The organism is Prevotella sp. PTAC, from assembly GCF_013166535.1.
Classification (GTDB): Bacteria; Bacteroidota; Bacteroidia; order Bacteroidales; family Bacteroidaceae; genus Prevotella.
Genome location: NZ_JABKKK010000009.1, coordinates 80,315 through 93,674, shown reverse-complemented (window position 1 = coordinate 93,674; position 13,360 = coordinate 80,315). Strand labels below are relative to the sequence as shown.

Here is a 13,360-nt window from a genome sequence, read left to right as displayed (position 1 = left end):
TATTTGGAAAAACGATTTTTTATCGCTATTTTTGCGGATATCAAAGAAACAGGCCATGAACAATGAACGTTTGCGACAAAACTTTAAATCTGATACCGGTATAAAAAGACTTATAGGCTTTCTGATAATGAACCGGGTGCAGACAAGACCGCGTTGGTACGTCCGTATGCTTGCCCCGCTATACCAACACAGAGGCAAGCACTCCGTAATACACCGCAGCGTGCGTATGGACACACCGCCATACAGACGTTTCTCGCTCGGCAATCGCAGCGTCATAGAGTCGTTCTGTTGCATCAACAATGCAGTGGGCGACGTGATTATCGGCAACGACAGCCGCATAGGCCTCCACAGCACAATTATCGGCCCGGTAACGATAGGCAACCATGTACACCTTGCCCAGGGCATCACCGTGACGGCTCTCAATCATAATTTCACCAATCCGGACAAGCGAATAGACGAACAGGGAATCACGACCAAACAAGTGACTATAGAGGACGACGTGTGGATAGGCGCCAACGCCGTGATCCTTCCGGGAGTGAATATCGGACGGCATGCAGTGGTTGCGGCGGGAGCCGTGGTCACAAAAGACGTGAGCCCGGGTACACTTGTGGCTGGAGTACCTGCAATATTGAAGAAAAGGACACTATAATCGGCATACGATGAGAATAGGGATAGAGGCGCAGAGAGTTTTCCGGAAAAACAAACATGGCATGGACTATGTGGTTTTGCAGGAAATACGCGAATTGCAAAATATTGATACGGAAAACGAATACTTCGTATATGTGAAACCAGGGGAAGACATTTGCCTGACAGAATCGTCCAACGTTCATATCCGTGAGACTAGATGTCCGTCGTATCCGCTATGGGAACAGTATGCACTGCCGCGTGCGGCAAAGCACGACAAGGTAGACATTCTGCACTGCACAAGCAACACCGCCCCCATATTCACCGGAGGCATACCGCTTGTTCTCACACTGCACGACATCATTTTCCTCGAACCGAGAGACAAAAAGAACAAGTCGCTGTATCAAAACATGGGGTGGCTGTATCGCAGGCTCGTTGTACCGAGAATAATATCAAAGTGCCATAGAATAATCACCGTATCAGACTTTGAGCGAAACAACATACTCAAAAAACTACACCTGAAAGACAAGCAGGTGACAAGGATATACAACGGATATAACGAATGGTTCGTACCGGCTGACAATGAAGACGGCAACTACAGAAAACACATCGGCGAAAAGGACTATTTCTTCTTCCTGGGTAACACGGATCCGAAGAAAAACACGGAACGGACACTCGTTGCCTACTCCAAATACTTGAAACACTCGGACATAAAGAGAAAACTGCTCGTTGCAGACCTGTCGCCAGAATATATAGCGGAAATTCTGAAAGCCAACGGAATAGAGCATGTGATGGATAACATATCCGCACCCGGATATATCGCCAACACAGACCTGCCCGGCATATACGGAAACGCTTTCGCTTTTCTGTATACCTCGTTAAGAGAAAGTTTCGGCATACCGTTGCTCGAAGCCATGGCCTGCGACACGCCGACAATAACGGCCAACCGCTCGTCGATGCCAGAGATAGCTGGCAGCGATGCCGCTCTCATAGACCCGGAAAATGCCGATGAGATAGCCGCTATGATGCTTAAATTGGAAAACGACCCTGCCTTTTATCAAAGTCAAAAAAGCATAGGACATAAACGGACAAAACTGTTCTCATGGAGAAAAACGGCCGAAGAACTGCTGCGGCTATATGCCAACGTTTTTAATGAGATAAAGGAAATACGGTGAAAAAAGCGACATACCGCCACAAACGGACCTATTCATTCAGACAAACAAATCGAGTGAAAGATCTCTAACCGGAGGCACTTCCTCTTTCACTACCACAGTCTCGTCACGAAATTCGAGCATCAGCTGTCGTGCGTCATCACTGTTATCGGTGTTCAATCTGTAATACCCCCTACGCCCTGTACTCTCTATCAACGATTGAGACGATTTGGAATTTCTCGAAAGATACTGCTGCACATAGCGATGAATTTCGCCAATATCGGGAGAAGAGAACAAGCCGCAGTTCATGTTATAAACATGCTTCGCCAATACCTGCACGCTTATTCCGCCGCTTCCGGCTTCGGACATTATTCTTAATATCTGTTTGTCGTATGTCATCTTGACCATAAAAAAGGCCGGTAATACCTATGCATACCGGCCTTTCCTTAAATGTATCACATTATAAATTTAAGCCAATGTAATCTTATCTTCCACTGAAACAATCTTGCCTTCCTTGAAGAGCCAGCCCATTCCAAGAAGAGTCTCCTCCTCGCTGATACCCGCCGCTTTTGTAATCTCTTTCAATGTCAAGGCTTTCCCTGAGGCTGCAAGTGCCTGATAGACATCACCTGCTTTAAATCCTACATTCTCAGCATTGAATGACACAACTGTCTTTTTAGCCGTTGCGGCTTTCTTCACGGTTGTCTTCTTCGTCTCCGCTGCCTTTGTCGCAGTCTCTTTCTTTACAGTTTTCTTTTCTGCCATAATAAAAAATATAATACTCTAACGAGTGATTTAATTTCTTTTTGTTATCACTTCGGATGCAAAAGTACGCTTTTTATTATTAACTGCAAATTTTTTATTACAATAATTAGCTAAGTTTCAACTATTTAAAAGATTTTTATCACCATTCTTGATATAAATCACGGGCAGCCGTTATTATTCTTGACGTATATCAAGTTTTAATTGAAGCTCATCCAGTTGTTTAGGATCAAGTTCACCTGGTGCGTCGAGCATTACATCGCGTCCGCTGTTGTTTTTGGGGAAAGCTATGCAGTCGCGTATGGAATCAAGACCGGCCATCACGCTCACGAAGCGATCGAGACCGAACGCCAGACCGGCATGAGGCGGCGCACCATACTTGAACGCATTTATGAGAAATCCGAACTGAGCCATGGCCCGCTCGGGCGTAAAACCGAGAATACGGAACATTTTCTCCTGAAGCTTGCCGTCGTGTATACGCAAACTGCCGCCTCCCAACTCTATTCCGTTGCACACAAAGTCATAAGCTCTGGCACGAACACGCTCGGGATGCTCATCGAGCAGAGGTATATCGTCGGGGTTGGGCATGGTGAACGGATGGTGTGTGGCCATCAGGCGCTGCTCCTCGTCGCTCCACTCGAAAAGCGGGAAGTCCACAATCCATAGGCACTCGAACCTGTCTTTGTCGCGCAATCCCAGCCTGTCGCCCATCTCAAGACGCAATGTGCAAAGCTGGGTACGTGTCTTGTTGGCCTTGTCGCCGCTGAGAATGAGGACAAGATCACCGTCTGCGGCACCCATCTTCTCCTTCAACGCCTGCAACACCTCAGGCGAGTAAAACTTATCTACGCTTGACTTAACCGTGCCATCGGCATTGAACTTAACATATACAAGTACCTTGGCACCTACCTGAGGACGCTTCACGAAATCTGTAAGCTGGTCGAGTTGCTTGCGGGTATAGTCGGCGCACCCCGGCACGCATATACCTCCGATATACTCGGCACTGTCGAACACAGAGAATGTGCCTGTACCTTTGAGTACATCCATCAGTTCAACAAATTCCATACCGAAACGCAGATCGGGCTTGTCGCTGCCGAAACGCCGCATGGCGTCGTGCCATGTCATCTGAGTGAGCTTTGCCGGAAGTTCCACACCGCGCACCTCCTTGAACAGGTGACGGGCCATGTCCTCAAACAAATCTATCACATCGTCTTGCTCTACAAAACTCATCTCACAGTCTATCTGAGTGAATTCCGGCTGACGGTCGGCACGCAAATCCTCGTCACGGAAACACTTGGCTATCTGGAAGTAACGGTCGAAACCGCTCACCATCAGCAGCTGTTTAAGTGTCTGCGGACTCTGCGGCAGCGCATAGAACTGTCCCGGATTCATACGCGACGGCACCACGAAATCACGTGCGCCCTCGGGGGTTGAACCGATGAGGACGGGAGTCTCCACCTCTATGAAGTCCTTTGAGTCAAGAAAGTTTCTGATCAGTATCGTCATGCGGTGGCGCAACTCCATGTTGCCGCGCACGGCATTACGGCGCAAGTCAAGATAACGGTATTTCATGCGGATGTCGTCTCCGCCGTCTGTATTGTCTTCGATAGTGAATGGAGGGGTGGCGCTCTCGCTCAGCACATTAAGTTCGGAGGCGATGATCTCAATGTCGCCTGTGGCTATATTATTGTTTTTGCTCTCGCGCTCGCTTACCGTACCCTTGACCTGGATGCAGTACTCTCGGCCGAGCCTGTTGGCCCGCTCGCAAAGGGCGGCATCCACAGCCTCGTTAAACACCAACTGAGTGATTCCGTATCTGTCGCGCAAATCGACGAACGTCATACCGCCCATCTTGCGGCTCCGCTGTACCCATCCGGCAAGCGTGACCACGCTGCCCGCATCGGAGAGTCGCAGCTCTCCACAAGTCTTACTTCTATACATAATTAAGTGTTATTGACTTTTATTCTATTATTATTGTATGCAAAATTATACAAAAATGCGGAAACAAGCAAATTATTGACTTCTTTTTAAAACTATGGCCTCGGTATACGATCGGAGCATGCCCCGATACCCGCTGACAGCAATATGAAAGGCACAAGGCTATCAGCAACAGACAAATGCGAAAAAAGATGACAAAAAGTCGCTTATAAATTGTTCGTAAAAAAAATAAAAATCCCACGGCCGAAAATACTGTCGCATTTCACGATTTCACGCAACCGCCTGTATATAAATAAAATACATTTACAACACCTTATTCTGGCACCAGATATACCCGACTAACTTAGGGGTGTTTTTGCGTTTAGACGCTCGTTGCATTGCAACGGGATGTCCGTTGCAATGCAACGAGCGTCTAAACGCATCGCAATTAACGGCCCAACGCACTCCAACGAGCGTCTAAATGCAGAAGAATCCCTTTTCCGTATTTCTGCCTATCGTAATGCATATAGCGACATATATCGCATCGCTTTTCTATTTCAAGGAAAAATAAAGTGTTAAATTCATGACTTTATTATTACTTTCACATTCTTAATCGGAATGATTTGAGTATCTTTGTAAACAGACTATAAATACCTGTTTTTATGAAACGACACATCATCACACTGCTCTGCGCCATGACGCTCGCGGCCAGCGCCCAACAACCGACCGTGGAATTTATCACCCCGGAAATCGTAAGGGTACGGTGGACGACAGGCAATGAGCCTACTGACAATGGAACGGGAGTATGCGTGTATGAGAGGAAAGACGTAAAAGTAAAACACAAAGAGACCACGGAAAGCAGTGTTCTCACCTCATCCGCACTCACGGTAACGATAGACAAGACAAGCGGCGCCGTGACATTCACGGACAGGAAGACCGGCAAAACACTGTTCAAGGAAAACACGGCACTGCCGCATGAGGCCGAGACGGTATTCAGGGAGCGCATCGTATATAACGACAAGACGGCGCGAATGGAGGAGACGGCAAACGGGAAAGTGACAGTAAAGGACATCATGCGCCGCGACACAACAGGCACATACACACGCTACAAAGTGAACTTCTCATACTGTGGCCCGGAGGCCGTGTACGGACTCGGATCACACATGGAAGACTACATGAACCTGAGGGGAAAGACGATTTATCTCACCCAGCACAACCTTAAAGCGATGGTACCGGTAATTGTGACGACGGGCGGCTACGGATTGCTGTTCGACGCCGGCTGCGCCATGAAATTCAGCCCCTGCGGACAGACGGCAGACGGGCATGCGGAAACCTCGGGATTTTCCATGGAGCTTGACGCGGCAAAAACCGTGGACTACTACTTCATAAGAGGGGAAAAGCCCGACGACATAGTGGCGGGCTATCGCCATCTCACGGGAAAAGTGTCGCTCATGCCGAGATATGTGTTCGGATACACGCAGTCCAAAGAGCGTTATGTATCGTCGGACGACATTATCAGCACCCTCCGCGAATACCGCCGGCGGCATGTGCCAATAGACATGATAGTACAGGACTGGAACTACTGGCCGGAAGGATGGGGATACATGAAAATGAACCCAAAGCACTATCCCGACCCGAAAGCTCTCGCCGACTCGGTGCATGCGATGAACGCCAAACTGATGATAAGTATCTGGCCCAACCCGCAGTACTGCCCCGAGGAGCGTGATTTCCGCGGCAGAGGGTTCATGCTCGAACACTCGGTATACGACGCTTTCAACGCCGAGGCACGCAAACTCTATTGGAAATACGCCTACGATGAGTTTTTCTCACGAGGTTTTGACGCATGGTGGTGCGACAGCAGCGAACCTCTTGACGGCGACTGGAACAAAATCCCCGACCAGAAAGACGGCAAACCGTATGGCCGGGACGACCACGAACGCCGCTGGCAGCTGAACAAAGACATACTTGGCGACGCTCTCGGAGCCGAACGCGGCAGCCTCTACTCGCTATATCACTCGCAGGGAATATACGAGAACCAACGGTTGACGACTGACAGCAAACGGGTAGTGAACCTCACACGCAGCTCATACGCCGGGCAACAGCGCTACGGTACGATAGTGTGGAACGGCGACACGCACGCATCATGGAGATCATTTCGCCAACAGATACCTGCCGGCCTGAACTACATGGCAACAGGCAATCCATATTGGACTGTGGACGTAGGCTCGTTCTTCACGCGCGACGACGGACGGCGGTGGTTCTACACGGGCGAGTTTCCCGACGGAGTGAAAGATGACGCATACAAAGAATACTACACACGAATGTTTCAATGGGCTACATTCCTGCCCATGCTCCGCAGCCACGGAAGCGACACACCGCGCGAGATATGGCAGTTCGGCGAACCAGGAACACCGTATTACGACGCCATATTGAAAATGATAAACCTGCGCTACACCCTGATACCATACATATACAGCATGGCAGCACGGCAAACCATGCACAGCTACACCATGGCACGCCCAGCTGCTTTCGACTTCCCGACCGACCAGACAGTACTCGACATGAAAGACGAATATATGTTCGGAGATTTTCTCGTATGCCCGATAACTTGCCCCATTGCCGAAAAAACACACAGAAAAGTGTACCTTCCGGCCGGAACGGACTGGACATACTACTTCAACGGCACTACATACAGCGGCGGACAATGGCTGGAAATGAAAGTGGAAACAGACAAGTTGCCACTGTTCGTGAGGTGCGGCAGCATAATACCCACAACCGAAGTGGCAGAACATACTGCCGCACAAACGGGCAAGCCGATAACCTTAAACATCTACCCGGGAGCCGACGTTACGTTCGAACTGTATGAAGACGAGGGCGACAACTACAATTACGAGCATGGCGCGCGGTCTTCAATACGCCTTATATGGAACGAGAAAAAACGCAAGCTCACCATAGACAATCGTCAAGGATGTTTCCCGGGGATGCAAAGCGAGAGAGTGTTTATAGTAAAACTGCCACACGAATATCGCACAGTGAACTATAACGGGAAGAAAACGACTGTAAGGTTTTAGCATATACGGAAAACAAAGCCATGGCAGCATACGGAAGATTTAGGCTGTATCACCATTCAATTACTTCACACATTCTTCCGTATATCACTTTTTTATGCTATCTTTGTAACCGAAAACATCAAATTACAATAATGAAAAAACTAATCACACTTTTCGCCGCGGCGGCAATGATGCTCCCGGCAGCGGCACAGACTACGAAACAAACGGAAGTGCTCAACACTGCGAGAAAAGCCAATGATTACTTCATGGCTAAGTATGAAGACCCCACACTGCCCACAAACGTAAAAAGGATACGACCGAGCCACCTGTGGACACGTGCCGTATACTACGAGGGACTGATGGCCCTTTACGGCATAGACAAGAACCAGAAGTATATCGACTATACGGACAAGTGGGCTAATTTCCATCAGTGGACACCGCGCAACGGCATCAAGACACGCCACGCCGACGACCAGTGCTGCAGCCAGACATATCTCGAGAGATTCATGATGACAGGCGACTCGACAATGCTCCGCCCCACACGCGACAATCTGCAAGGACAGATGAAAGAGCCGACCGTGGGATACTGGACATGGATAGACGCCATACAGATGGCTATGCCCGTATACGCCCAGATGTATAAAATCACCGGCGACCGCTCATACATAGAGCATGCCATGAAGATGTACCGCTGGAGCCGGAACGAGTGTGGAGGCGGACTGTTCAACGTAAAGGACGGACTGTGGTGGCGCGACGCCGACTATGTTCCGCCGTATAAAGAGAAAGACGGTAAAGACTGCTACTGGTCAAGAGGCAACGGATGGGTACTCGCCGCATACGTGAGAGTAATGGACCAACTGTCTCCCAAAGACAAGATATACAAAGAGATCAAGAAAGACTTTGTGATGATGTGCGAAGGACTGTCTAAATGCCAGCGTGAAGACGGTTTCTGGAATGTGAGCCTTGTATCTCCCGTGACATACGGCGGAAAAGAAATCACCGGTACGTCGCTATTCGTATACGGAATGTGCTGGGGCATGCGCAAAGGATACCTCAAAGAGAAAGTTTACAGGCCGATAGTCGACAAGGCATGGGACGCAATGGTGAAAGATGCCGTGCACTCCGATGGATTCCTGGGATACATGCAGGGCACAGGCAAAGACCCGTCGGCAGGCCAGCCCGTGACCTACGACAAGGTACCCGACTTCGACGACTACGGTGTGGGATGCTTCCTGCTCGGAGCAGTGGAATACTACAAACTGCTCGGCGGCGAGAAATAACACGACAAGGAAAGAATAGTTAAAGTATAAAAAAAACAAAGGCAAAAGTATGTCATTATAACAAAAATGGCTATTTTTGCCTTTAATTATTGGTAATACATATATTTTAATGACAATGAGAAAAATATTATTGATGTCGCTGATGCTGATATGCGGACTGACCATCGCTATGGCTCAGCAGGCCGGCGGCAAAAAAGGCGCAGAGATCAAATTTGACAAGACAACACACAACTTTGGAAAATTCTCAGAATCATCTCCAAAAGTGACATGCGTGTTCACATACACAAACACCGGAGACGCCCCGCTGATAATAAACCAGGCCGTAGCCAGCTGCGGATGCACAGTGCCTGAATACACGAAAGCCCCTGTGATGCCGGGACAGAAAGGACAACTGAAAGTGACATACAACGGGACGGGAAAGTTTCCAGGACATTTCAAGAAATCCATCACTGTGAGAACAAACGGTGTGGTAGAGATGACACGCCTCTATGTAGAGGGTGACATGGAAGAGGCCAAGCAGTAAAAACCGGTTTCAGCTATCTCAGAACGAGTAGCTGAAACCGAGCGAACTATATTCTTTCAACTGCCAGAAGTTCCAGTCTTCATCACGCTTTGTCGAATCGTCAAAGCGCGGATAGATGAATATATTGGCACTGATATACTTGCTGACTTTAAGGGTGAAAGTGTTTTCCCACTCCATAAGATAACGTTCATAGGTGGTGAAACAATAAAGACGTGTCTGCCACTTCATCATATCATTTATGTTCCATGTGAGGTTGGTCGTAAGTTGTGAACCGAAATCCTCACCCGTATGATGATTGCCTACTATCCCGTTACGGCCGTTCAGCGACTTCCGATCCACATACTTGAAGTTGAACGAAAGGAAAGACATGTTTATATTTCCGGTAAGCCTCTTGTTTTTAGTCTCCACAGAGTAGTCCATACCGAGACCGAGGTTTAACGTAAAAGGCGACATGAAATCCGAATACACATACTTATCGTTTGCTTTCAGACCTTTGGTAAACTGCGTATATGCAAGTACCTGCAAAGTATAATACCATTTATTTGCAGCCTGTATACCGAGTTTACCTGTATATCGGATAAGGTCAGAATTGGTCTTGAACTTGTGCAAAGTGTCGGAACGGGAGGTTTGGAAGCCAAGTTTCAGCTCAAGCTTATTGTCGAATTTAAGCCTTTGCTTGTTATTGTAGTTTGCGTTCAACACCACATTTGCCACCAACGAATAGTTGCTCTCACCTCCCTTATGCCAGTTTTCAGACAGATAATTCTGCATGAACTGCAAATTCTGGTCTCCTGAAAATGTCCAGAAGTTAGGCTTCTTTATCATCACGCCGACAGGCACACCCACCGGCTCGTCTATAAAAGGGTCTGCCTTGTCGGCCATTTTTATTTCCTGCCGTATCGGAGTGTCTATGTCGGTGAGCAGAGTTCCTGTCTGCTTGAGTTTACTCTCATCGTTTATCACAAGCCACGGCTTATTGAGATATACACTGAGCAAAGCAGCATCCACGGCATCCACGACCTTATCACCCTTATTATCCGAACGCTCGGAATACAATGCCTTTGCCACCGGTGAATGATAAAACGTAAGCGGAGCGAACAATCGGTAGTAACGGCCGTCACCGCTACCTGCGCTTAAAGAATCATTCGCCCTAACCAATGAGTCGATACGGGCATGCAAAACGGGAATGGAATCTATATAAGATCTTACAAGAACCAATGAATCTATTTTCTGCACACGCCTTGGACGCCGCTGTGCCGTCGCGTCAAAAGTAAACGCCACGGCAAGAAAAAGAATTATGATATATCTAAATTTCACCTCTGTATATTATTGTTGAAACCAAATGACGAAAAGACAAGTCGCAACTACCATCCCGTCGGACAATACCGATGACATAGCTCTATATCGTTTATATGTGGGTAAACGAATTGTCAACGGACGGTTATCTTTTGCAAAGTTAAGAATTATTAAACAAAAGACATCCCCAACGTAGTGAATTTCTGTTAATTATCGGGCTGTTTAGCGTCTTTTACAAGCTATTATCTCCTTCTCTCACGCAAACAGTCTATTCTCAACACAACTTTAAGCGGAAGATGGTCGCTTGTGCCACCGGCGGAATACTTATATCCGCTATACGTGCGATAAGGACGTACACCGCCATAAACAGCGTCGTCCTCCAAAAGGAACGGGGCATCATAAATATATGCCGTATCAACGGCCGTAAGCAACGATTTGCTCATGAAAATATGATCGAGACTGCCCCAACGGCCTTTATAACGGTAAGTGGCCTTGGCCCGGCTGCCCTTGGCTGCCGCCGTGACATCAAAAAGTCCTCCGGAAATATATCTGGAAACGGAGCGTTCGGAATTATAGGCATTGAAATCACCGGCCACCACTATGTCGGCATGTGGCGACAAGGCTCTTACCGAATCGACACTCCGCGCCACCACCTCGGCGACAGCCATACGATACGGACGCGTGATACGCTCACCGTAACGGCGGCTGGGTGCATGGACGACAAAGACATGCAACGTATCGCCAGTGATTATACGACCAGAAACATACAGTACATCACGTGTAGCTTCCATGCCTTTCATCGGCTTGACACGTAAAGAGCGATGATTTAAGGGAGCAAAAGAAAAAGGTGAATATAAAAGAGCCACATCCATTCCGCGCGGGTCATCGGAATCCGTCATGATATACTCATATCCCGCATTCCTAAGAAGGGATCGTTTGGTTAGATCCCGCATCACGCTGTCATTCTCAACCTCGCATAAAGCGACAATATCAGGTATGCCCGAACGACCTTGATACTCACCGGTGGCGATTATACATTGCGCAATGTTATTGAGTTTCTTCCAATAGCGCCATGGTTTCCATCGACGTGGTGAATCGGGAAGAAACTCGGTATCATTCCTCAGGCTGTCATGCTTACAATCGAAAAGATTCTCACAATTAAGCTCGACAAACGTGAGGAATGATACGAGTAGAAGGCTAAATGCCATCAGCAGACACGTTCAAGACGTTTCATTATAGAGAACATGAAGATGGCAGAAATGAGACAGAGAACTATAAGCACGCCCCATACCATCCAAAGCGGCAGTCCCCACAGCCATGCGGCAACTGCCGTGAGCTGATTTCCGATGGCAGTGGCGACAAACCATCCTCCCATCATCATTCCCTTATACTTCACAGGAGCCACTTTCGAGACGAACGATATTCCCATTGGAGACAGCAGAAGCTCACCGAAAGTAAGCACAAGATAGGTTGACACCAACCAATTCGGCGACACACGGGTCGCGGCATCACCGGCAGCGGCCTGCGCCTCAGGAGCAAGAAGACCCAAAGAACCTATAGTCATAATGATAAATCCGCAAGCAGCGACAAGCATACCGATAGCAATCTTGCGCGGTGCGGACGGCTCACAGTTCTTACGTGCCAACCAGCCGAATATGGCAATAGACACCGGAGTGAGCGCTATCACGAAACAAGGATTGAACTGTTGGAATATCGGTGCGGCAACTTCGGTTGAAGCCGGAAGATTCGTATATTTATAGAAAAGCGCGGCCAAAGAGGCTGCTATTACCGCACCGGCTATACTGCGGCCGCGAACGGTCTTCGACTGGAATATGGAAAAGAGGGCATACACGATGAAGATGCAAAGAACGAGGTTCCACACATCGAACATCATGCTCTCAACACCGGTAGATGACGTAGCCGTATAGTCTCGGGCAAAATATGTAAGGGTAAGTCCGTTCTGATGGAATGCCATCCAGAAGAATATCACAACCGCATATACGAGGCACAGAGCTATGATACGCTCGGTATCGGAAACACCGCTGGATTTATCATTTTGCTCGGCAACAGCATCCTTTTTAGCACTCTTCGGAGTATTTATCTCAGCATGCCTGAATGTACTACGGAAACCATAATATATCGCCATTGACACTATCAGTGACAGACATGCCACACCGAAAGCATAGTGATATGACTCTTCTTCACTGACACCAAGACTCTGTTGTGCCCAATCCATCACCTTTATAGCCGCACTCGGGGCAAACATTGCACCTATATTTATAGCCATATAGAAGATACTGAAAGCGGCGTCACGTTTTGAGGAATACTCTGGAGCATCGTAAAGATTACCAACCATGACCTGTAAGTTTCCTTTGAAAAGTCCGGTACCAAAGCCTATCATCACCAAAGCACCGAACATGCATACAAGTGCCACAGTACCGGTTCCCATCGGTAAAGCGAGAAGCAGATAGCCGATAAACATGACGAGTACGCCAAGCGTAACCATTTTGCCAAATCCGAACTTATCGGCCATTATTCCACCGACAAGCGGCAAAAAATAGACCAACATCAAAAAAGCACCGTAAATAGTTCCTGCCGCACCCTCGGAAAATCCGAAATTAGCCTGCAAGAACAGTACGAAGATGGCAAGCATGGTATAATAACCGAATCGCTCGCCGGTGTTGGCCAATGCCAACGCATAAAGACCTTTAGGTTGTCCTTCAAACATAGTTTATTATTTTTAGAATGTTACGTATA

The 13,360-nt window shown here is 48.0% G+C and carries 11 protein-coding genes; 5 read left to right on the top strand and 6 right to left on the bottom strand.

The annotated features are described in order from the left end of the window. Positions 1 to 55: 55 nt before the first annotated feature. Positions 56 to 649, top strand: a complete 594-nt coding sequence (locus HPS53_RS08475; protein ID WP_104368478.1) for a DapH/DapD/GlmU-related protein — start codon at positions 56 to 58, stop codon at positions 647 to 649. A 10-nt stretch (positions 650 to 659) separates the two neighbouring features. After that, complete coding sequence (locus HPS53_RS08470) at positions 660 to 1,799, top strand: glycosyltransferase family 1 protein (RefSeq protein ID WP_104368477.1); 1,140 nt, start codon at positions 660 to 662, stop codon at positions 1,797 to 1,799. A gap of 36 nt (positions 1,800 to 1,835) precedes the next feature. Here HPS53_RS08470 and HPS53_RS08465 read toward each other — a convergent pair whose 3' ends face one another. The 3 genes from HPS53_RS08465 to aspS form a co-directional block, all read right to left on the bottom strand. Beyond that, positions 1,836 to 2,183 (bottom strand): hypothetical protein, encoded by a 348-nt coding sequence (locus tag HPS53_RS08465; protein ID WP_253942854.1) that lies wholly within the window; start codon positions 2,181 to 2,183, stop codon positions 1,836 to 1,838. Positions 2,184 to 2,243: 60 nt separating this feature from the next. Beyond that, complete coding sequence (locus tag HPS53_RS08460; RefSeq protein WP_104368476.1) at positions 2,244 to 2,540, bottom strand: winged helix-turn-helix domain-containing protein; 297 nt, start codon at positions 2,538 to 2,540, stop codon at positions 2,244 to 2,246. A gap of 174 nt (positions 2,541 to 2,714) precedes the next feature. After that, positions 2,715 to 4,478: an aspartate--tRNA ligase gene (gene aspS, locus HPS53_RS08455; RefSeq protein ID WP_172205629.1), complete on the bottom strand. Its 1,764-nt coding sequence runs from the start codon at positions 4,476 to 4,478 to the stop codon at positions 2,715 to 2,717. A gap of 638 nt (positions 4,479 to 5,116) precedes the next feature. On the opposite strand from aspS, the gene HPS53_RS08450 reads away from it, so the two are divergent. The 3 genes from HPS53_RS08450 to HPS53_RS08440 all read left to right on the top strand — a co-directional run bounded on the left by HPS53_RS08450 (position 5,117) and on the right by HPS53_RS08440 (position 9,307). Continuing rightward, positions 5,117 to 7,525, top strand: coding sequence for a TIM-barrel domain-containing protein (locus tag HPS53_RS08450; RefSeq protein ID WP_172205627.1), 2,409 nt, complete (start codon positions 5,117 to 5,119; stop codon positions 7,523 to 7,525). 131 nt (positions 7,526 to 7,656) lie between these two features. Then, complete coding sequence (locus tag HPS53_RS08445) at positions 7,657 to 8,784, top strand: glycoside hydrolase family 88 protein (protein ID WP_371410491.1); 1,128 nt, start codon at positions 7,657 to 7,659, stop codon at positions 8,782 to 8,784. Positions 8,785 to 8,899: 115 nt separating this feature from the next. Further along, positions 8,900 to 9,307 (top strand): DUF1573 domain-containing protein, encoded by a 408-nt coding sequence (locus HPS53_RS08440; RefSeq protein ID WP_172205625.1) that lies wholly within the window; start codon positions 8,900 to 8,902, stop codon positions 9,305 to 9,307. An 18-nt stretch (positions 9,308 to 9,325) separates the two neighbouring features. On the opposite strand, the gene HPS53_RS08435 is transcribed toward HPS53_RS08440, so the two are convergent. The 3 genes from HPS53_RS08435 to HPS53_RS08425 all read right to left on the bottom strand — a co-directional run bounded on the left by HPS53_RS08435 (position 9,326) and on the right by HPS53_RS08425 (position 13,331). Then, positions 9,326 to 10,624, bottom strand: a complete 1,299-nt coding sequence (locus HPS53_RS08435; RefSeq protein ID WP_233210104.1) for a DUF3078 domain-containing protein — start codon at positions 10,622 to 10,624, stop codon at positions 9,326 to 9,328. Positions 10,625 to 10,845: 221 nt separating this feature from the next. Further along, positions 10,846 to 11,811: an endonuclease/exonuclease/phosphatase family protein gene (locus tag HPS53_RS08430; RefSeq protein ID WP_172205623.1), complete on the bottom strand. Its 966-nt coding sequence runs from the start codon at positions 11,809 to 11,811 to the stop codon at positions 10,846 to 10,848. Then, complete coding sequence (locus tag HPS53_RS08425; protein WP_172205621.1) at positions 11,811 to 13,331, bottom strand: peptide MFS transporter; 1,521 nt, start codon at positions 13,329 to 13,331, stop codon at positions 11,811 to 11,813. Before HPS53_RS08425 ends, HPS53_RS08430 begins: the two co-directional genes overlap by 1 nt. Between the last annotated feature and the right edge of the window lie 29 nt (positions 13,332 to 13,360).

Excerpts from the sequence above, each read along its gene's own strand:
- HPS53_RS08440 (WP_172205625.1), top strand. The coding sequence starts at position 8,900 with ATGAGAAAAATATTATTGATGTCGCTGATGCTGATATGCGGACTGACC.
- HPS53_RS08460 (WP_104368476.1), bottom strand. The coding sequence starts at position 2,540 with ATGGCAGAAAAGAAAACTGTAAAGAAAGAGACTGCGACAAAGGCAGCG.
- HPS53_RS08425 (WP_172205621.1), bottom strand. The coding sequence starts at position 13,331 with ATGTTTGAAGGACAACCTAAAGGTCTTTATGCGTTGGCATTGGCCAAC.
- HPS53_RS08450 (WP_172205627.1), top strand. The coding sequence starts at position 5,117 with ATGAAACGACACATCATCACACTGCTCTGCGCCATGACGCTCGCGGCC.
- HPS53_RS08430 (WP_172205623.1), bottom strand. The coding sequence starts at position 11,811 with ATGGCATTTAGCCTTCTACTCGTATCATTCCTCACGTTTGTCGAGCTT.
- HPS53_RS08465 (WP_253942854.1), bottom strand. The coding sequence starts at position 2,183 with ATGGTCAAGATGACATACGACAAACAGATATTAAGAATAATGTCCGAA.
- HPS53_RS08445 (WP_371410491.1), top strand. The coding sequence starts at position 7,657 with ATGAAAAAACTAATCACACTTTTCGCCGCGGCGGCAATGATGCTCCCG.
- HPS53_RS08475 (WP_104368478.1), top strand. The coding sequence starts at position 56 with ATGAACAATGAACGTTTGCGACAAAACTTTAAATCTGATACCGGTATA.
- HPS53_RS08470 (WP_104368477.1), top strand. The coding sequence starts at position 660 with ATGAGAATAGGGATAGAGGCGCAGAGAGTTTTCCGGAAAAACAAACAT.
- aspS (WP_172205629.1), bottom strand. The coding sequence starts at position 4,478 with ATGTATAGAAGTAAGACTTGTGGAGAGCTGCGACTCTCCGATGCGGGC.